The 18,641-nt window shown below is 62.6% G+C and carries 16 protein-coding genes and 1 pseudogene; 10 read left to right on the plus strand and 7 right to left on the minus strand.

Going from position 1 to position 18,641, the window contains the following annotated elements:
- Nucleotides 1–62 precede the first annotated feature (62 nt).
- The 5 genes from BMX61_RS03015 to BMX61_RS03035 form a co-directional block, all read right to left on the minus strand.
- Nucleotides 63–1,364, minus strand: a complete 1,302-nt coding sequence (locus tag BMX61_RS03015; protein WP_234794578.1) for an MFS transporter — start codon at nucleotides 1,362–1,364, stop codon at nucleotides 63–65.
- Between the two features lie 122 nt (nucleotides 1,365–1,486).
- Complete coding sequence (locus BMX61_RS03020) at nucleotides 1,487–2,740, minus strand: SAM-dependent methyltransferase (RefSeq protein WP_075627647.1); 1,254 nt, start codon at nucleotides 2,738–2,740, stop codon at nucleotides 1,487–1,489.
- Between the two features lie 40 nt (nucleotides 2,741–2,780).
- On the minus strand, nucleotides 2,781–3,647 hold the full coding sequence (locus tag BMX61_RS03025) for a DUF1365 domain-containing protein (protein WP_075627646.1): 867 nt from the start codon (nucleotides 3,645–3,647) through the stop codon (nucleotides 2,781–2,783).
- A complete protein-coding gene (locus tag BMX61_RS03030; RefSeq protein ID WP_075627645.1) occupies nucleotides 3,644–4,990 on the minus strand; it encodes an NAD(P)/FAD-dependent oxidoreductase in 1,347 nt (448 codons plus the stop codon). The genes BMX61_RS03025 and BMX61_RS03030 overlap by 4 nt, the downstream gene beginning before the upstream one ends.
- Nucleotides 4,987–6,459 (minus strand): cryptochrome/photolyase family protein, encoded by a 1,473-nt coding sequence (locus BMX61_RS03035; RefSeq protein ID WP_075627644.1) that lies wholly within the window; start codon nucleotides 6,457–6,459, stop codon nucleotides 4,987–4,989. Before BMX61_RS03035 ends, BMX61_RS03030 begins: the two co-directional genes overlap by 4 nt.
- Before the next feature lie 405 nt (nucleotides 6,460–6,864).
- Between BMX61_RS03035 and BMX61_RS03040 the strand changes: the two genes are divergently transcribed.
- A complete protein-coding gene (locus tag BMX61_RS03040; RefSeq protein WP_075627643.1) occupies nucleotides 6,865–7,116 on the plus strand; it encodes a hypothetical protein in 252 nt (83 codons plus the stop codon).
- A gap of 103 nt (nucleotides 7,117–7,219) precedes the next feature.
- Here BMX61_RS03040 and BMX61_RS03045 read toward each other — a convergent pair whose 3' ends face one another.
- Nucleotides 7,220–7,576, minus strand: a complete 357-nt coding sequence (locus tag BMX61_RS03045) for a DUF4406 domain-containing protein (RefSeq protein ID WP_075627642.1) — start codon at nucleotides 7,574–7,576, stop codon at nucleotides 7,220–7,222.
- Nucleotides 7,577–7,689: 113 nt separating this feature from the next.
- On the opposite strand from BMX61_RS03045, the gene BMX61_RS03050 reads away from it, so the two are divergent.
- The 5 genes from BMX61_RS03050 to BMX61_RS03070 all read left to right on the plus strand — a co-directional run bounded on the left by BMX61_RS03050 (nucleotide 7,690) and on the right by BMX61_RS03070 (nucleotide 13,394).
- On the plus strand, nucleotides 7,690–8,460 hold the full coding sequence (locus BMX61_RS03050) for a DeoR/GlpR family DNA-binding transcription regulator (RefSeq protein ID WP_075627641.1): 771 nt from the start codon (nucleotides 7,690–7,692) through the stop codon (nucleotides 8,458–8,460).
- A 372-nt stretch (nucleotides 8,461–8,832) separates the two neighbouring features.
- Nucleotides 8,833–10,071, plus strand: a complete 1,239-nt coding sequence (locus BMX61_RS03055; RefSeq protein WP_083639432.1) for a septal ring lytic transglycosylase RlpA family protein — start codon at nucleotides 8,833–8,835, stop codon at nucleotides 10,069–10,071.
- A 298-nt stretch (nucleotides 10,072–10,369) separates the two neighbouring features.
- Nucleotides 10,370–11,545 carry a D-alanyl-D-alanine carboxypeptidase family protein gene (locus BMX61_RS03060; protein ID WP_075627640.1) on the plus strand — a complete coding sequence of 392 codons (1,176 nt, stop codon included), beginning with the start codon at nucleotides 10,370–10,372 and terminating at the stop codon, nucleotides 11,543–11,545.
- A gap of 140 nt (nucleotides 11,546–11,685) precedes the next feature.
- On the plus strand, nucleotides 11,686–12,378 hold the full coding sequence (gene tmk / locus BMX61_RS03065) for a dTMP kinase (RefSeq protein WP_075627639.1): 693 nt from the start codon (nucleotides 11,686–11,688) through the stop codon (nucleotides 12,376–12,378).
- The gene (locus BMX61_RS03070; RefSeq protein WP_075627638.1) at nucleotides 12,375–13,394 is read left to right on the plus strand and encodes a DNA polymerase III subunit delta'; all 1,020 of its coding nucleotides are present in this window, start codon (nucleotides 12,375–12,377) and stop codon (nucleotides 13,392–13,394) included. The genes tmk and BMX61_RS03070 overlap by 4 nt, the downstream gene beginning before the upstream one ends.
- A gap of 361 nt (nucleotides 13,395–13,755) precedes the next feature.
- Here the strand turns inward: BMX61_RS03070 and BMX61_RS03075 are convergent.
- Nucleotides 13,756–14,053 (minus strand): annotated as a pseudogene (locus BMX61_RS03075) (pyrophosphatase).
- A 351-nt stretch (nucleotides 14,054–14,404) separates the two neighbouring features.
- Here BMX61_RS03075 and metG point away from each other — a divergent pair.
- From metG to hisC, 4 genes are read left to right on the plus strand one after another with little or no spacing between them, the layout of a single operon-like run.
- Nucleotides 14,405–15,958 (plus strand): methionine--tRNA ligase, encoded by a 1,554-nt coding sequence (gene metG / locus BMX61_RS03080; RefSeq protein ID WP_075627636.1) that lies wholly within the window; start codon nucleotides 14,405–14,407, stop codon nucleotides 15,956–15,958.
- A 9-nt stretch (nucleotides 15,959–15,967) separates the two neighbouring features.
- Entirely contained in the window at nucleotides 15,968–16,747 is a 780-nt protein-coding gene (locus BMX61_RS03085; RefSeq protein ID WP_075627635.1) for a TatD family hydrolase, read from the plus strand.
- A gap of 7 nt (nucleotides 16,748–16,754) precedes the next feature.
- A complete protein-coding gene (locus tag BMX61_RS03090; RefSeq protein ID WP_075627634.1) occupies nucleotides 16,755–17,570 on the plus strand; it encodes an MBL fold metallo-hydrolase in 816 nt (271 codons plus the stop codon).
- Nucleotides 17,567–18,631, plus strand: a complete 1,065-nt coding sequence (gene hisC / locus BMX61_RS03095; RefSeq protein ID WP_075627633.1) for a histidinol-phosphate transaminase — start codon at nucleotides 17,567–17,569, stop codon at nucleotides 18,629–18,631. The genes BMX61_RS03090 and hisC overlap by 4 nt, the downstream gene beginning before the upstream one ends.
- The last annotated feature ends 10 nt before the right edge of the window (nucleotides 18,632–18,641 follow it).

Genomic DNA, 18,641 nt, shown 5'->3' on the forward strand with positions numbered 1-18,641 from the left:
CGGACGTTGCGTAGCAAAGCGGGTCGGCGGCTTCCCCGTCCTTCCCGCGCTCGATGTCTGTTTCAGAGACGGGGCGGGCGCCTGTTGACCAAGCGGTCGTGGGCTGCCTCATCAAGCGGAAAGCGCCACATCAGCGCGATCGCCAGAAGCTTCAGCGCGACCGGAACCCAAGCATAAAGCGCGGCGAGTGCGAACAGCGCTTCAGGCGTATTGCCATTGCCACGCGTGGGGTCGAACCCGAAAAGACCGAGCAGGGGAAAGGTGAGGGCCGCACCGGCCGCCAGAGACAGCTTGGTCGCCAAGCCCCAGGCGGCGAAGTAGAGCCCTGCCCGTCCGGGGCCTGCACCGTCCGCATCGATGACATCGGCCTGGATGGCCGGCGGAAGCGCAAGATCGAAGCCAAGCAGCAGCCCCGTAATGAGACAGATCAGCCCGAAGCCGATGACGGCACCTTCCGGCAAAAGCGGCGCCAAGGCAAAGATCGCGCAGGCCAGCAGCATGCCGCAGCACCAGGCCCGGTGCTTGCCCAGATGCCGCGCCGCAAAGGTTGCCAAGGGAACGCCCGCCATGGCCGAGAGGAAATAGAAGAAGAGCAGCGGCCCGCGCAGGCTCTCCAGATCAAGGCGGGCCGAGACGAAGAGCAGGAAGAGCGTGGCGGGAATGCCATTGGCCAGACCATTGACGAAATAGGCCAGGATCAGCCGCCGAAACGGCCGGTTCTCCGTGAGCAGGCGCATGCCTTCGGCGGGTGAAACCAGCCCTTGCTCGGGCACCGGTGGCTCCGGCACGGCCCGGGCAGCCACAAGCCCCGTCACCAGAAGCAGGCCGGCCGTGAGCAGCCCCAAAAGGGCAAGGCCGGACAAGCCACTGCGGTCGAAGCCGATGGCAAAGGGTAGGGCAATGGCGATCAGTGTGCCGACCACGGTGATGCTTTCGCGCCAGGCCGCAAGCCGCGTGCGTCCGTGATAATCGCCAACGAGTTCAGCACCCCAGGCCGAGTAGGGAACCTGCACCAGCGTGAAGCCGACCGATACCAACCCGCCCCAAAGGCCGAGCCAACCGAGGCCGGCATGTGCAGGCGGCCAGTAAAGCATGACGGCGGCCAAGGCTGCAACAGGCAGACCAGTAAGGAAAAGCCCGCGCCGGCGGCCGACGCGCGGGCGGATCCGGTCGGCGATAAGACCGACAACCGGATCGCTCACCGCGTCCACCAGACGGATCATCAATACCACCCATCCGACAGCCGCGACCGGCAGACCGATGGTCTCGACATAATAGGTGGGGACCAGCGCATAGAGCGGCAGGCCGAGCGCAGCGAGCGGAGCCGCAGGCAGCGCGTACAGGATCAGGGACCTTAATCCCAATGGGCGTTTTTCCGGCGATGGGCTCATCACGCGTTTACGCGCGATATCGCAGCGCGGATCAGATGCGCCAACCCAGACTTTGTTGCTAGATTAGATCAGAAAAACTCTTCAAGGCTTTCATATCACTCGTAAATGACCTGTCGCACATCGATGTTGCGCGCGCGGAAACCGGCCTCGCAATAATACAGATAGAACTCCCACAACCGCTTGAAGCGCGTGTCGAAGCCAAGCGGCTCGATCTGGTCCCAGACGGCGCGGAAGCGCTCGCGCCATTCGGCCAGGGTTCGCGCATAGTCCCAGCCGAAACCCATGTCGCCGACCATACTCAAGCCGGCGCCCTGTGCCACGTCCACAAGATGCTCGCGCGTCGGCAGCATGCCACCCGGGAAGACATATTTCTGGATGAAGTCCGGATTTGCGCGGTACTCGCGATAGCTTTCCGGCTTGATGGTGATGACCTGGATGCCGGCGCGCCCGCCTGGCTTCAGGCATTTGCTCAGCTGGCTGAAATAGGCGGGCCAATATTTCTCGCCAACCGCCTCGAACATTTCGATGGAGACGATCTTGTCATAGACACCGGTCTCGTCGCGATAGTCCTGAAACTTCAGCGAGACCTTGTCGGTAAGGCCGGCTTTTTCCATGCGCGCCTGCGCGAAGGCCAGTTGCTCGCGGCTGATCGTCAGCCCGGTCACCTTGCAACCGATTTCGCCGGCGGCATATTCGGCAAAGCCACCCCAGCCGCAGCCGATCTCCAGCACATGATCGCCCGGACCAATCCCTGCAGCCTCGGCCAACGCCTTGTATTTTTCGCGCTGGGCGGACTGCAGGTCCGTGGCGCCGGTTGCGTAAAGCGCCGAGGAATAGGTCATCGAGGGATCGAGCCACAGGCTGTAGAAGCTGTTGCCCAGATCGTAATGGGCCGAAATATTTCGCCTGGAGCCGGATTTCGTATTGCGGTTCATCCAGTGCCGCAGCTTCTCGATCAGGCGCAGCATGCCACGCGCTCCATTGGGGAAATGCCGCCCGACTTCGGCATTCACCAGAAAGAGTTCGAGAAAGGCGCCGACATCGGGACTATCCCAATCGCCGTCCATATAGGTCTCGGCCACAGCGATCGTTCCACCCGTCAGCGCGCGCTGCGGCAGGTTCCAGTTGTGGAGTCGAACCTCCGCGGCCGGTCCCGGCGTCCGCCCGTTGATCATCACCGCGCGGCCGTCGGGCAGCGTCAGGGTCAGCGAGCCGGCCTGCATGTGGATCAGCCCGCGCAAAACCATCTGCGCACGAGCAGGAAGACCCCGGACGAACCGGGCGATATTCTCAGGCGAAAGACGCTCGGTCTTTTCGCGCGAGTCATGATACGCGTCTGTTACAGTCATGGACGAGCACCCTTCAGCAATCATTGCCTGCCGACACAAATTAACCGCAATCCGGCGAACCGCCAACGGAGGCATGTCGAGAAATCTGCCTATCCCGCATCATTTCGCCGGACCAGACACTGGCGTCTTCGCGCGGTGCGGGGCGTTTATGAAATTTAATTCCCGACATCCAGATTTTCAAAGCCTGCCAATGGATTGCGGCGAGAACCTTAAGCGTCAGATGCGGAATATGCGCCAGTTGCGAAACAATCGTTCGGGCCGAAAGGTCCCGGCGAGACCCCGAAAATGTCGCGGCAAGGATGGGGCCATCCCCATCCGTCTCCAAAATCCGCCAGTGCAGCGACGCCTCGGGAAGCTTCATGCGAAAATGATAGATGCCTTCAGGGCCTAGAAACGGCGACACATGCATGCGCTTTTCGGCCATCTGCCGGATGCCGGCCTCGCTGACCTGACCATTCATGACAGGGCAGACATAGCTATGCCGGTCGCCGAAGGTGTTGCGCACCTCATAAACAAGCGCAAGCAGCGCGCCATCGGCCGCATAGGCGTAATAGACCGCGATCGGATTGAAGACCCAGCCCAGTATGCGTGGATAGCAGACGAGATCGACACGCGCGGCGCGTTCTGAGACGCCGGAGGACGTGAGCAGCGCATCGAAACGCGCCCTGAGATCCGGCCCGGCACTCGGCAGATGATCCGCCTCGTGGAACGCAAGGATGTTGAAGCGGTTGACCGAGAAAAGCCGCGTCAGCCTGTTTGCCTCGTCAAGCCGGTCGAGATCGATCGCCAGCGAAAACACACTGTAGGAAAAGCGCCGCGCCACCGGGCGCATGCGCTGGTGCATGACATCGCCGATATAGAGAACTGCCGGCGGCCCTGTTTCGCGTTCTGGCGACAGCGCGCTCATTCAGCGGCCTGAACCAGGCTGGAGGAGCGGCGCCAGGGCACGACGGCGCCCAGCGCTTCGGCGGCGGCCAGGCCAGACGATAGACCGTCCTCGTGGAAGCCATATCCCGTCCAGGCGCCGGCAAAGTGGGTATGATGCTCGCCCTGGATCGTTTCCAGCCGCTTCTGCGCCGCCATCGAGGCCGCGCTGAATTGCGGATGGTCGTAGACATAATCGCCGAACACCAGCTTCGGATCCGGCTCACGCTCGGGATTGAGCGTGACGAAGAGCGGGCAGGCAGGATCGATCGGCTGCAGATTGTTCATCCAGTAGCTCACCGCAACCCGGTGTGCGCCATCCGCGCCGCTGGAACGCAGATAGTTCCAGGAGGCCCAGACCTTTTCCCGGCGCGGCATCAGCGACGGATCACGATGCAGCACCACGCGGTTCGCCTGGTAGGGTACTGCCGAGAGGATCTCGCGCTCCGTCTCGGTCGGGTCTTCCAGCAGCGCCAGAGCCTGATCGCTATGGGTGGCGAAGATCACCTTGTCGAAATGCTGCGCATGGCCCTGTGCATCGGTGATGAGCACGCCCTGTTCGTCCCGGCGCACCGATCGTAGTCCAGCCGAGAGGCGGATGTGACCTTCGAGCGGCGCCAGAAGACGCTGAAGATAGGTACGGCTTCCGCCGATCACGGTGCGCCAGGGATGCGGCCTGGAATAGATCAGCCGATGATTTTCGAAGAAGCGGACGAAATGCCAGGCGGGAAACTCCATCATCCGGCTGGGCGCCGCCGACCAGATCGCAGCGGCCATCGGGATCAGATAATTGTTGGTGAACCCGGGAGAAAAGCCTCGCCAATCCAGATATTCGCCGATCGACATGGCATCGAGCCGTCCAGCACTGCGATCTGTCAGGCAGATGCGGTTGAAGCGCAGGATCTCCTTCAGCATCAAAAGAAAGGACGGACGCACCAGATTGCGCTTCTGCGCGAAGAGGCCCGAAATCGGCCCGCCCTTCCATTCCAAAGCGCCCTGATCGAGCGACAGCGAAAAACTCATGCTGGTCGGATGGGTCGCGACCTTGAGATGATCGAAAAGCGCGGTGAGGTTCGGGTAGTTCGCCTCGTTATAGACGATAAAACCGGTGTCGACGGCAATCTGGCGTCCGTCGTAATCGACATCTACCGTCGCGGTGTGACCGCCTGGCCTGCTGTCCTTCTCGAACAGCGTCACATCATGCACGCCGTTCAGCGCCCAGGCGGCAGAGCTTCCGGAAATGCCGGAGCCAATCACGGCCACGTTCAGGCGGCGGCCGAGAGGCTGTGCGGCGCGGCGGGCGGCGAGGGAGACAATCGCGTTCATGCGGCATCCTTAACGGAACGATAGGCTGAAAGCGCACGGTCGCGCGCTTTGGCATGGTCGACCTGCGGCTTGGGGTAGGTCTTGCCGAGAGTTATACAGGCCTCGGCCAGCACACTGGCCGGCGCCTCGAAGGGGCGATGGATATAGCGGTCTGGCAGCTTGGCGACCTCGGGAACGAAGCGTCGGACATAGATGCCCTTGGGATCGAATTTCTCGCCCTGCAGAATCGGGTTGAAGACCCGGAAAAACGGAGCGGCATCCGCGCCGCAGCCGGCCACCCATTGCCAGTTCACGCCATTGTTGGCGGGATCGGCATCCACCAGCGTATGGCGGAACCAAGCTTCTCCCCGGCGCCAGTCGATCAGCAGATCCTTGACGAGGAAGGATGCGGCGATCATCCGCACACGATTGTGCATAGCGCCATGACGCCAGAGCTGGCGCATGCCCGCATCGACAATCGGAAAGCCGGTTTCGCCTCGGCACCAACGGCGAAAATCGTCCTCGTCGCCCTGCCAGTCGAGCCGGTCGAAACGGCGGTTGATGTTGACGCGCGGCAAATCCGGGTGATGGACGAGCAGATGATAGGCATATTCACGCCAGACGATCTCTCGGCGGAAGGCGACGATCTCGTCGCTCTTGATGCGACTGGAAAGTCCGTTGGTCGCGTGCCAGACGGTCGCAGGCGAAATCTCACCCATCGCCAGATGCGGCGAAAGGCCGGACGAACCATCGCGTGCCGGCGTTTCGCGCCCCGCTCTGTAATCCTTCAAGCGTTCCTCGACGAAACGCTCCAGCCTGTCGCGTGCGCCGGCTTCGCCCGGTGTCCAGATCGCGCTGAATTCGCTGGCCCAGTCCGGCTGTGTCGGCAGCAGAGCCCAGTTATCAAGCGATTCGCTCTTGGGCAGATGTGCGGGGGCGGGCAGGGTGGAGGGAGCATCGACCGGCAAATCCGGCTCGCCCTGCGCCTCAAAGGCACGCCAGAACGGCGCATATACACGGAATGGCGTGCCGCTCTTGGTCTTCATCCGCATGGGTTCATGCAGGAGCTGGCCTGCAAAGCTCTGGACGGCAACGCCCGCTTTTTCCAGCGCCGCCTTGATGCGCGTGTCCGCCGCGCTTCCGGCGGGATCGTACCGCCTGTTCCAATAGACCGTGTCGGCCCCGGTTTCCGCAATCAGCGTTTCGATCACTTTGCCTGCTTCGCCGGAGCGGAGGATCAGCCGGTTTCCGAGCCTCTGCAAATCCTCGTCGAAGCGCGCGAGCGAGTGATGAAGCCACCAGCTCTGCGCGGGACCGAGCGGGCCTAGATCCTCGCCCGGCTCACGAATGTAAAGCGCCACCACCGGAACACCACGATCGGCCGCAGCCTTCAACGCATGGTGATCACCAAGCCGAAGATCCTTGCGAAGCCAGAGGATGGTCGGTGCGGAGCCGGATGAAGTGGATCTGTCGTTTCGGTTCTTGTTCATCAACCCCTCTACGCGAAGCGAGAGGAGACGGATCAGGAGCCAGAGGAGAGGCCTGATTTTCTTCAGGACCCAACAGCTTATACCGTGACCAAACGGCCAGTTGACCCTAAATAATATTATGAACTTATGATCCTATGTGTCTGTTATAAAATTATATTTTTTAATATAGAACATGAATTTCTGTAGCGCACACGCGCAGTGTCGACGCTATCGATCGCTTTGGACCGACGCTCGCTGTGCGTGGATACGGCTCCAAGGTTCGCCGAGGCATCGCCAAATCAGCCCACGACTGCAGACCGAAACGCCGAAAGAAAGTGCTGCGAAAAGGTTAACGAGCGGCGGAACAAAGTCCGGCAAAAGTCGGTTGATTTGGCAATCCAACCGCACGTTCCGCGAGGCCATCCCATGCTCAAGCCGCTGCGTTTCGCCACTCTCTTCTTCACTCTTGCAGCGGCGTCGTCGCCGGCGTTTGCTGCCTTGCAGGCGCCTGCCGACTATGCACATCAGCAGGCGACCACGATGGCATCCTACGATATGGCGGACGCCTCTGGCCAGGTCTGCGTGCCGCCCGACCCCCAGTATATTCCGAGCTTCATCCGCGCACCGAATGGCGAGATCGTCGGTGTCAGCTATACGATCATTCAATACGAATGCTGAGCGCGGACATTCCCGAAGGATAAAGGCGGCCCCGCCAGTCTTGCACTGCAAGGGCCGCTTTCGTGTGAGGGATGCGGGTTTACGCAGCCCTAGCAAAAAGCAATCAGGCAACGCCAGGAATGTCTTCGAGTCGGTGCCAGACGGGAATGCCACGCTCGCGTGCGAGCCTTACGTCATTATCCGCGCCCTTGGAGGCGCCCGCCAGTCGCAAGACCCCATCGCACAGTTGGAGCAATCGGCCGGCGACCGGGTGGAAAATCTCCTCATAGAGATCATCGCCGATTTCCCGACCTCCCGCCGCATGCCAGACCGGCAGCGCAACCCATTCCCCGATCATCGGCACATGTCCCGCCTTGAACAGCGCGTAGGATGGCTCTTCGAGCCGCTTGAGGTTGTCGGCCATCAAGGCAGGGTCATCGCCCGTGCCGGAGCGGTAGGGGCCGGCGATCAAAATCAACATGAGTGTCTCCATCGAATTTTTAAGATTGCACGAAATAGCGTGAATTGGGTACGCTAACGTCATAGCGACCACTGGAGCAGCAATTTCATGCAAATTCGTGCAGAGTCAAGAGAATGCTGACGCAGCAGCGCAAAAGCTTTATTCTCGAAATCCTCAAGCGAGACGGGCAGGTGGTCGCCAAGTCGGTTGCCGAGCAGCTGCATCTTTCCGAGGACACGATCCGACGGGACCTTCGCGAGCTGGCAGCCGAAGGCTTGTTGCGTCGGGTCCATGGCGGCGCCATGCCGCTTGCGCCCGATCTGCCGCCGCTGACCGTGCGGCGGTCGGTCGCGCCTTTGGCCAAACGAGCGTTGGGCCTTGCCGCTGCCGCGCTGGTACAGCCGGGACACCTAGTTTTCCTCGACGGTGGCACGTCCACGGCGGAAATCGCCAAGGCATTGCCGCAGGATTTTAGCTTCACCGTCGCCACCCACAGTCCGACGATCGCTGCCGAATTGGAGACGCATCCCACGGCGGAAGTGATCCTGATCGGCGGCCGGATCTACAAGCATTCCATGGTGGCTGTCGGCGCATTGGCAAGCAGCCAGATCGCGCTGATCAGGCCTGACCTCTTCTTTCTCGGCGCGACGGCCATCCATCCGGTCCATGGGCTTTCGACAGGTGATCTTGAAGAGGCGGCGATTAAGCGGCAGATTGCCGCCCGCGCCGCCGAGACATTCGTGCTGGTGACGCAGGACAAGCTCAATCAGGCATCTCCATGCACTATTATGCCAGTTACGGAAATTTCCGGCATTTTCGTGCAGAGCGGTTTAGACGCAGAGGCGCTCACGCCTTATCGCACGCTCGGCATCCGCGTCATCGAGGTGGAGGAGGGAGAAGAATGAAAGACTATATGTATCCGATGTGCTTTGCTTTCCCGATTTATTGACGGCGATGCAGACGTCCGGTCATTTACCAGCCATTAACCATAACTTTGAATTTCCCGACGGGCCGACGTGCTCGGTTCGCATTTCCGCCTCCTTCCTGTCATGATTCGGGTGCTGTCACGTTTTGTGACATATGTGCCCCGGCTTTGGCCTGGGTGCGGCTGAACGTGGCTGGAAACGGGACAGGAGACATGAAGGGTGCATGCGGCGCTCGTCTCCTTCACCCTGTACCGGCCGGGACGAGGACCTTGGCGGTCGTGGCGCGGAAAGCGGATCCGCAAGACGGCCAGCCTGACGGATGGCGGCAAGACATTGACGAATGAACGACGGATGACGGGACGTGTGGCGTCCGCCCTCTTGAAGAGCGGGCGCGCAGCAGCCATCCCATTGCTCTGCATCGGCCTGGCTTCCTGCGGAACGACGCAGAAGGTGGCTGAAGCGCCGAAGCAGAAGCGCAGCAAGGAATATTTCCCCGAGTCGGTCTATGGCGTGAAGGCCAGCCCGCGTGTTGCCACCGGCAAGAACGTGCCGAAGGGCGGCGGGCGCTATCAGGTCGGGGATGCCTATCAGGTCAAGGGCAAGTGGTATCAGCCAAAGGAAGAGCCGGGCTATGACAAGGTCGGCATGACCTCGTGGTACGGATCCGCCTTTCACGGGCGGCTGACCGCCAATGGCGAGGTCTACGACACTTACCACCTGTCGGCCGCCCATCCGACCTTCCCGCTGCCGAGCTATGCGCGCGTCACGAATCTCGAAAACGGTTCGTCCGTCGTCGTGCGCGTCAACGACCGTGGCCCTTATGAATATAACCGTCTGATCGATCTCTCGTCCAAGGCTGCCGAACTTCTCGACGTCAAGCGCAAGGGCAGCGCCAAGGTGCGCGTCCAATATGTCGGCAAGGCTCCGCTCGAAGGCAATGACATGCCTTTCCTGATGGCCTCCTATATTCCGAAGGGCGACCGCACCCCGCACTCGCTGCCCGGTGGCGGACAGATTGCCAGCGGCGTGATGGTGGCCTCCAATGCGCCGATGCGCGACGATGTCCATTCCTTCGGCCGCTCGCTTTTCGGCCATACCAGCCCCGAGCCGCGTGCAGCCGCCGTACCGGCTGCACGCGAAAGCCGCGCGGCCGCTGCACCTGTCGTATCCCAGAAACCGTCGAAGACGATGGTCGCACCGGCGCCCGTGTCCGTCGCCGCGGTGCGCGCGCCCGAGCCCCAGGTTCGCACGATGCCGAAGATGATGCCGCACGCCCCGGATGCGCCGCCTTCGATGCTGGGTGCCGGCATTCCGCTCACCGCGCTGGCCGAAGAGGAAGCGCCGGTCCATCACGCTGTTCCAGCGTCCTTCGACAGCTTCTTCGCCCTGCCGGAAATCGGCCCCGTACCCAGCCCGCGCCCGGCCGGCGCCCAGCGTCTTGCCAGGCGCACGACCTATTCCGCCGCCTATGCGGAAGCACCCCGCGCGCATCCGGCCGAAGCCGCTTTCGAGGCTGTTCTCGCCGATGGTGGCGCACTGACGCCGGAAATGATCATCGAGCATTCGGATCGCGCGGCAAAGCGCCGCTGACCCCGTTTGCACGCGGCGTCATGGCCAAAGGGAAGGCGGACCGAAGCTGCCTTCCGTCATGGCGGCGTTCGGTTGCCTGTCTGTGAGCTGTTCGGCAACCGCTCATATTGGGGATCTTTCCCGTCCCGCCTGTCTCAGTTCCTCTTGATGCTGTAACACACTCAGTCTGCACGATAATTCGTCAAATTGATACCGATTGACATCATTCTGCGGTAGTGTGGCGAAACGGAGCGGCGAGGCCGGCGGCAGGCATCCGCGAACCGGCCTGAGAACGCTCCAGACGCGGAGGAACAGCAGGATGGCGGCGACGACCCTTTCTTCATGCGTCAGATCGTGCCGGCTTTTCGTCGGCACGGTCGTTTTGCTGCTGGCGGCGTCCCCAGCGCTTTCACAGACGGTCGAGACCAAAGCCAAACAGGTCTATATGGTCGAGCAGGAGACCGGTACGGTCCTGCTGTCGCGGGAGGCCGATACCGTTGTGGCGCCGGCCTCCAACGCCAAGCTGATGACGATGGACGTCGCGCTCGATGCGATCAAGAGCGGGACGCTGGCGCTCTCCAGCGCGTTTCCCGTTTCGGAATATGCCTGGCGCACCGGCGGCGCGCCTTCCGGTACGTCCACCATGTTCGCGGCCATCAAGTCGAGCGTGCCCGTATCGGCGCTGGTGACCGCAATCGCCGTGCAGTTCGCCAACGATGCCTGCCTGATCCTGGCGGAAGGTCTGGCCGGCAGCGAAGGCGCCTTTGTCGAGAAGATGAATGCGCGCGCCAGAGCCCTCGGTCTGGCCGCCTCTCGCTTCGCCAATGCGACCGGGCTCCCCGATCCGCGCAACCAGACGAGCATGCGCGATCTGGTGACGCTGGCCCGCCATCTTCAGGAGACCTATCCCGACTTCTATAGTGCTTACGCCCTGCCGGATTTCGAGTGGAACAAGATCCGCCAGCGCAACCGCAATCCGCTGATCGCCGCCAATATCGGCGTCGATGGTCTTGTAACCGGCTTTGCCGAAGGGCAGGGCTTCTCCATCGTCGCGTCCATGGCGCGTGAGGGCCGCCGGGTGTTTCTGGCGGCAGGCGGCTTTGCCACCGACAAGGAGCGTACCGAAGAGAGCCGCAAGCTGCTCGACTGGGCCATGACCGATTTTGCCCGGAAGCGTCTGTTCGAGGCCGGCGAGACCGTGGCCGAGGCGCCGGTCTATGGCGGTGCGGTGCCGCGCGTTGCGCTGGTGCCGACCGCGCCGGTCGACATTCTGCTCCAGACCTCCTCGCAGGAAAAGGTGGTGGCCGAAGCGGTCTATCACTGGCCATTGAAAAGCCCCGTTGCCAAGGGCGCCGTGGTCGGTCGTCTCGTCGTCACCCGCGGCGGCAAGACCATTCGCGAAGTTCCGCTGGAGGCGGCCGAAGGCGTGGAGGAGGGTCCCCTGACGCGGCGCGCGGCGGATGCGCTGCAGGAGCTTCTGTTCTTCTGGCTCTAGGCACGGAAGGGCAGCATCTCCCTACACCGACGGCAATTTCATGCGCGGCTTTTGACCCCGGCGGCGCAACAGGCTAACACCGGGCCATGCCGCACCGAACCGGTGTGCGGCAAGATCAATCGAGCAGACAGGACCAAAACGTGACCACAGGCGGCGGTGTCTTCGTGACCTTCGAGGGCGGTGAAGGCGTGGGCAAGTCCACGCAGATCCGCCGCTTGGCCGAAACGCTGACGCGCCGGGGGCATGATGTGCTGGTGACACGCGAACCCGGCGGCTCGCCGGGCGCGGAGGCCGTGCGCCATGTTCTTCTGTCCGGCGCGGCGCAGGCCAAGGGGCCGCGCTTCGAGGCCATTCTCTTTGCGGCCGCGCGTAACGACCATGTGGAGGAGGTGATCCGCCCTGCGCTTGGCGCCGGCCGCGTGGTGCTGTGCGATCGCTTCATGGATTCCTCGCGGGTCTACCAAGGCGTTGTCGGCGGCTTGGATCCTGAGATCGTCGTCGCCCTTGAGCGCATCGCGATCAACGGGCTGAAGCCCGACTGCACCATCATTTTCGACATGCCGGCCGAGGAAGGGCTGGAGCGCGTGCGGGCGAGGGCAGGCGCCGCTGCTGGCGGGCAAGGCCTCGATGGTCTCGACCGGTTCGAAAAGGACGAGATCGAGCTTCACCGCAAACGCCGAGACGGCTTTCTCGACCTTGCCGCCGAGGATCCGCTGCGCTGTCACGTGGTCGATGCACGGCCGGCTGCCGGCGCCGTCGCCGCTGTCGTTCTGTCGATCGTCCAGCCGCTTCTGCCCGATATCTCGTGCCCGACCGCGGACACGGTGCGATGAGCACGCTGCTGGATGGGGCCTTGCCGCCGGCGCAAACGCCGCATCTCTTCGGTCATGCCGCGGCTGAACGCTTTCTGGCCGAGAGCTACTCCTCGGGCAAGGGGCACCATGCCATCCTGATCGAAGGGCCTGAGGGCATTGGCAAGGCAACGCTTGCCTTCCGCTTCGCCTATCATGTGCTGACGCATCCCGAGCCGGCCGAGGCGCCAGCAATGCTCTCCGATCCCGACCCGCAATCGCTCGTCTATCGCCAGATCGTATCCGGCGCCTCGCATAATCTGCTGCATCTGACGCGCCCGCTGGATGAAAAGACCGGCCGGGAGAAAAGTGCGATCACGGTGGAAGAGGTGCGTCGGGCCGGGCGTTTCTTTTCCCAGACATCAGGCACGGGCAACTGGCGCATCGTCATCGTCGACCCCGCCGACGATCTCAACCGGAATGCCGCCAACGCGCTTTTGAAAATCCTGGAGGAGCCGCCCCGCCGGGCGCTCTTCCTCGTGCTGACCCACGCGCCGGGCAAGCTCCTGCCCACCATCCGGTCGCGCTGCCTGCCACTGGCGCTGAGGCCGCTATCGCCAACGCATCTGGCCGAGGCGCTGGGCGCACTCGGGGTCGCGCTGCCGGCGGCGCGTGCTAATGAGGTACTAACGGCCGCCAAGGGCAGCGTGGCCGAGGCCTTGAAGCTCGTCAATCATGGCGGCCTCGACATTCTCGAGGCCTTCGGCGCGATCCTCAGCAAGACAGACACGGCTGCGCGCAAGGAGATGCACCGTCTGGCCGATGTGCTATCGGCCAAGGACAGCGGCACGATCTTCGATTTCTTTACTGCGCTTGTCGAGACCCATGTTCAGGACGCCGCCCGGCAGGCCGCTCGAGCAGGCGAAGGCGCGCGGGCCGACCGACTGGCTAGCCTGAGCACAGCACTGACCGAGAAACTGGCAACTGCGGAGGCCTATAATCTCGACCGCAAGCAGACGATTCTCTCTTTGATCGACGCGATCAGGGCGGAGCGCTGAGGACAGACGGCGGCAGGGAAGGCGCATGCCGCCAGCCCCTTCTTGACACTTCTTTAAAAGAATATAAGAATATTCATATATTCTCGCCATTTCGAGCATGCTGCATTGTCGGCCCTTCGAGACTATCTGTCGAGCAGATCAGAATTTTTCCGCAAATGCGGTTTTTGCCTGAGTGCTTGGCAAGCCGTTCAAGAAGGATAGGACGCTGAGGACCGCAGCCTCTCCTATTCAATTTTCGCCCTCGACGAAGACGTTTGGCAAGGTCGCGCCGTATGCCGACTGCGGACTTCACATGGGAATGAACACAGGCGTCGAAAGCGCCATCCATGCCGCCATGCTGCTCAATCCGCAGCGTTTGAGATTACGGCGTGAAACGCCACTTCCGGGCAATCGCTGCATCGAGATCGATGCCGTGACGACGGGCAAGCAGCAGGGCATGGCCGAGCACATCCGCTGTTTCGTCCGCCAGGTCGCGCGCAAGGGTTTCACTGTCGCGTCCCTTGGGCAGCGCCCGGCCGCTCACGCGGCTCCATGCCTGCGCCAGTTCGCCCATTTCCACCTGAAGCTTGAGCACGAACCAGTCGTCGTCGCGCGCAAGGCCATGCATCGGCATAGGCCGAAGAAGCCGTTTCGAAACGGTCCATCAGGGTCTTGAGCATGGGCATCCTTGAGAGGAACGTCTGAGATGGAAGAGCTGCTGATTTAGATTCTGAGAGTTTATGATTTGTTCCTTTTTTGCGGATGTGCGTCAAGCGGATCGGCATTGCCTCGAGGCTTTTTTGCCTTGCCGGTTTCCTCGGCCCCGGCAATGGTTTAAGAGCCTTGCTCGATATCTTCCGAAGAGCCCCGCCCGGTGCGCTCGACAAGGTCCGCTCGGGCCGTGTTTCCCGTTTCGCCCTGGGCCTGGTCCGTCTCCGGAAGGCCGATCTTCCATCCTCGGCCGCCTCCATCTTCTGGGGGCTCCGGCATGAGCGCCGGACGGGCCAAGAGAAAGCCGACCGATTGCCGCCATGACGACGAAGACGCCCTATTACATCACCACCGCGATTTCCTATCCGAACGGCCGGCCGCATATCGGCCACGCCTATGAGCTGATCGCCACCGACGCGATCGCCCGTTTCCAACGGCTCGATGGGCGGGACGTGTTCTTCCTCACCGGAACCGATGAGCACGGGCAGAAGATGCAGCAGACCGCCAAGCGCGAGAACATGACGGCGAAGGAGCTGGCGGACCGCAACTCGGCCGAGTTTCGCCAGATGGGCAAGCTGCTCAATGCCTCCAATGACGACTTTATCCGCACGACCGAACCCCGCCATTTCGAGGCGGTCACGGAAATCTGGAAGCGCATGGCCGCCAACGGCGACATCTACAAGGACAGCTATTCCGGCTGGTACTCCGTGCGTGACGAGGCCTATTACCAGGAAGACGAAACCGAGCTGCGCGCCGACGGTGTGCGCTACGGGCCGCAGGGCACGCCCGTTGAATGGGTCGAGGAGGCGAGCTACTTCTTCCGCCTGTCCGACTATCAGGACCGGCTCCTGAAGCTCTATGAGGACCAGCCCGACTTTATCGGCCCGGCCGAGCGGCGCAACGAGGTGATCTCCTTCGTCAAGTCGGGGCTCAAGGATCTCTCGGTCTCGCGCACGACCTTCGACTGGGGCATTCCCGTGCCCGGCGATCCCGATCATGTCATGTATGTCTGGGTGGATGCGCTGACCAATTACATCACCGCCACGGGTTACCTGACCGATGAGGCCGGTCCGCTTGCGAAGTTCTGGCCGGCCGATCTGCACATGATCGGCAAGGACATCATCCGCTTCCACACCGTCTATTGGCCCGCCTTCCTGATGTCGGCCGGCCTTCCCCTGCCCAAGCGGGTCTTCGCTCATGGCTTCCTGCTCAACAAGGGCGAGAAGATGTCGAAGTCGCTCGGCAATGTGGTCGATCCGATCAATCTGGTGGAGCATTTCGGGCTGGACCAGATCCGCTACTTCTTCCTGCGCGAAGTGTCCTTCGGCCAGGACGGCTCCTATTCGGAAGAGGGGATCGCGACCCGCATCAATGCCGATCTCGCCAACGGCATCGGCAATCTGGCCAGCCGCTCGCTCTCGATGATCGTCAAGAACTGCGACGGCGCGGTGCCTGTCTGTGGCGCGCTGAGCGAGGCTGACCAGGCCATTCTGTCGATGGCCGATGGGCTGATCGAGACCGTGCGCACGGAAATGAACGCGCTGGCGATCCACAAGGCGCTGACGGCGATCATCGCGTTGGTCTCCGAAGGCGACCGCTATTTCGCAGGGCAGGAGCCTTGGGCGCTGAAGAAGACGGATCCGGCGCGCATGGCCACGGTGCTCTACGTCACGGCCGAGGTGGTGCGCCAGATCGCCATCCTCCTCCAGCCCATCATGCCGGCGTCCTCGGCCAAGCTGCTGGATCTCGTGGCCGTGCCGGAAGATCAGCGGAGCTTTGCGTCGCTGGGCGCCGCCGGACGCCTGGCGGCCGGCACGCCGCTGTCCGCGCCGACCCCGGTGTTTCCGCGCTATCAGCCGCCGGCGGAGGCCTGAGACGTGGTGATGTTGATCGACACGCATTGCCATCTGGATTTCGACGATTTTTCCGCAGAGCGCGATCAGGTGATTGAGCGGGCTGGCGCGGCGGGCGTTCGTCAGCTCGTCACCATCTGCACACGTGTGAAGACATTCGACCGGATCCTGGCTGTCGCCGAAGCCTATGACAATGTCTTCTGCTCCGTCGGCACCCATCCCAACAATGCCCATGAGGAGCTGGATATCGAGACCGCGGATCTCGTGCGTCTGGCCGCCCATCCCAAGGTGGTGGCCATCGGCGAGGCCGGGCTCGATTATCACTACGATACCGCGCCGCCGGAGGCACAGAAGACCGGGCTTCGCCGCCATATCGCAGCGGCCCGGCAGACGGGCCTGCCGCTCGTCATCCACAGCCGCTCCGCGGACGAGGACATGGCGGCGATCCTGACCGACGAGACGAGGAAGGGCGCCTTCCCCTTCATCCTCCACTGCTTCACGGCCGGGGCCGAACTGGCGCGGGTTGGCGTGGAACTCGGCGGTTACGTGTCGTTCTCCGGCATTCTCACCTTCCCAAAATCGGAAGAACTGCGCGACATTGCCAAGAGTATCCCGCATGACCGGCTGCTGGTCGAGACCGACGCGCCCTATCTGGCGCCCAAGCCTTTTCGGGGAAAGCGCAATGAGCCGGCCTATGTCGCGCAGACGGCCGAGGTGCTGGCAGAGACCCTGGGCATGACGGTGGAGGAAGCCGGCGCGCTGACCACCGAAAACGCCCTGCGCTGCTTTTCCAAAATGCCAAGGCTCTAGGATCGACATGGCCCGCCGCGTGTTCACCATTCTCGGCTGCGGCTCTTCGCCAGGCGTGCCGCGCATAACAGGCGATTGGGGCGCATGCGATCCTCAAGAGCCGAAGAACCGGCGGCTGCGCGCTTCGCTGCTGGTCGAACAGATTGGCGAAAATGGCGGGCGCACCTCCGTTGTCATCGATACCGGGCCGGATTTCCGCCTGCAGATGGTGCGCGCCGGAGTGCGCCATCTGGACGCTGCGGTCTATACCCATTCCCATGCCGATCATCTTCACGGCATCGACGATCTGCGCGGCTATGTGCTCGGCCGCAACGCGCGGGTGCCGATCTTTGTCGATCGCGAGACGCTCGTGCGCATCGAAGAGGGCTTCAGCTACTGTCTGAAGACGCCGCCGGGCGGGCATTATCCGCCGATCGTCGAGGCCCGGCTGATCGACGAGGATCTCGCGCCGTTCGTCATCGAAGGCGAGGGCGGGGCAATCCCCTTTCAGCCCCTGCTCCAGGAACATGGCGCCATCCATTCACTTGGTTTCCGGATCGGCGATTTTGCCTATTGCTCCGACGTCAGCGATTTTCCCGAGGCGACACAGGCAAAGCTTGCCGGCCTCGACACGCTGGTGATCGATACGCTGCAATATAAGCCGCATCCGAGCCATCTTTCGCTCGAGCAGTCGCTCGGCTGGATTGCCCGCATCGCGCCGAAGCGCGCGATCCTGACGCATATGCATATCCCGCTCGACTACGCCACGGTCAAAGCCGCGACGCCCGACCATGTCGAACCCGCCTTCGATGGCATGACCGTGACCTACGAGGTGCCCGCATGAGCCGCTTCTGGAGCCCGATCGTTTCCGAGCTCACGCCCTATGTCGCCGGCGAGCAGCCGCGCATCGACAATCTCGTCAAGCTCAACACCAATGAGAGTCCCTATCCGCCATCGCCGCGCGCCCTCGCAGCCATCCGGGACGCGGCATCCGACAGCCTGAGGCTCTACCCGGATCCGACGGCGCTGGCGCTGCGCACGGCCATCGCCGGCGATCTCGGTCTGACAGCCGAGGAGATCTTCGTCGGTAACGGCTCGGACGAGGTGCTGGCCCATGCCTTCGTTTCGCTGCTGAAGCACGAGGCGCCGCTGCTCTATCCCGATATCAGCTACAGTTTCTATCCGACCTATTGCCGCCTGTTCGGCATCAGCGCGGAGACGGTCGCGCTCGATGAGACGATGCGCATCCGCATTGGCGATTACGACCGGCCGGCCGGCGCGATCATCCTGCCCAATCCGAATGCGCCGACCGGCATCGCCCTGCCGCTGTCCGATATCAGGGCTTTGCTCGAGCGTCATGCCGACAAGCCTGTTATCATCGACGAAGCCTATGTCGATTTCGGTGCGGAGAGTGCCGCGACGTTGATCGCCTCTCATCCCAACCTGCTCGTCATCCAGACCTTCTCGAAATCGCGAGGACTTGCCGGCCTGCGCGTCGGCTTCGCCGCAGGGCAAAGGCCGCTGATCGAGGGGCTGGAGCGTGTCAAGGACAGCTTCAACTCCTATCCGCTGGACCGGCTGGCGCTGGCCGGCGCCACCGCCGCCTGGCAGGACCATGCCTGGTTCGAGACGCATCGCGACAAGATTATCGCCAGCCGCGACAGGCTGACGGATGCACTGAGCGCTCTCGGTTTTGAGGTTCTGCCTTCCAGCGCCAACTTCGTCTTCACCCGCCATGCAGGCTATGCGGGAGCCGACCTTGCTGCAGCGCTGCGCGCCCGCGCGATCCTCGTGCGCCACTTCGCCAAGCCGCGCATTTCCGATTATCTGCGCATCAGCATCGGTACGGATGGAGAATGCGACCGGCTGATCGCGGCACTGACAGAGATCGTGTCCGGCCGCTGATACAAGAGTG

Source organism: Xaviernesmea oryzae (assembly GCF_900109605.1).
In the GTDB taxonomy this organism is placed as follows: Bacteria; Pseudomonadota; Alphaproteobacteria; order Rhizobiales; family Rhizobiaceae; genus Xaviernesmea; species Xaviernesmea oryzae.

What these genes read in the sequence shown, in the direction of transcription:
- BMX61_RS03055 (WP_083639432.1), top strand. Translation starts at nt 8,833, where the DNA reads ATGACGGGACGTGTGGCGTCCGCCCTCTTGAAGAGCGGGCGCGCAGCA.
- BMX61_RS03090 (WP_075627634.1), top strand. Translation starts at nt 16,755, where the DNA reads ATGGCCCGCCGCGTGTTCACCATTCTCGGCTGCGGCTCTTCGCCAGGC.
- BMX61_RS03060 (WP_075627640.1), top strand. Translation starts at nt 10,370, where the DNA reads ATGGCGGCGACGACCCTTTCTTCATGCGTCAGATCGTGCCGGCTTTTC.
- BMX61_RS03035 (WP_075627644.1), bottom strand. Translation starts at nt 6,459, where the DNA reads ATGAACAAGAACCGAAACGACAGATCCACTTCATCCGGCTCCGCACCG.
- BMX61_RS03085 (WP_075627635.1), top strand. Translation starts at nt 15,968, where the DNA reads ATGTTGATCGACACGCATTGCCATCTGGATTTCGACGATTTTTCCGCA.
- BMX61_RS03025 (WP_075627646.1), bottom strand. Translation starts at nt 3,647, where the DNA reads ATGAGCGCGCTGTCGCCAGAACGCGAAACAGGGCCGCCGGCAGTTCTC.
- BMX61_RS03040 (WP_075627643.1), top strand. Translation starts at nt 6,865, where the DNA reads ATGCTCAAGCCGCTGCGTTTCGCCACTCTCTTCTTCACTCTTGCAGCG.
- BMX61_RS03045 (WP_075627642.1), bottom strand. Translation starts at nt 7,576, where the DNA reads ATGTTGATTTTGATCGCCGGCCCCTACCGCTCCGGCACGGGCGATGAC.
- BMX61_RS03050 (WP_075627641.1), top strand. Translation starts at nt 7,690, where the DNA reads ATGCTGACGCAGCAGCGCAAAAGCTTTATTCTCGAAATCCTCAAGCGA.
- BMX61_RS03030 (WP_075627645.1), bottom strand. Translation starts at nt 4,990, where the DNA reads ATGAACGCGATTGTCTCCCTCGCCGCCCGCCGCGCCGCACAGCCTCTC.
- BMX61_RS03020 (WP_075627647.1), bottom strand. Translation starts at nt 2,740, where the DNA reads ATGACTGTAACAGACGCGTATCATGACTCGCGCGAAAAGACCGAGCGT.
- metG (WP_075627636.1), top strand. Translation starts at nt 14,405, where the DNA reads ATGACGACGAAGACGCCCTATTACATCACCACCGCGATTTCCTATCCG.
- hisC (WP_075627633.1), top strand. Translation starts at nt 17,567, where the DNA reads ATGAGCCGCTTCTGGAGCCCGATCGTTTCCGAGCTCACGCCCTATGTC.
- BMX61_RS03070 (WP_075627638.1), top strand. Translation starts at nt 12,375, where the DNA reads ATGAGCACGCTGCTGGATGGGGCCTTGCCGCCGGCGCAAACGCCGCAT.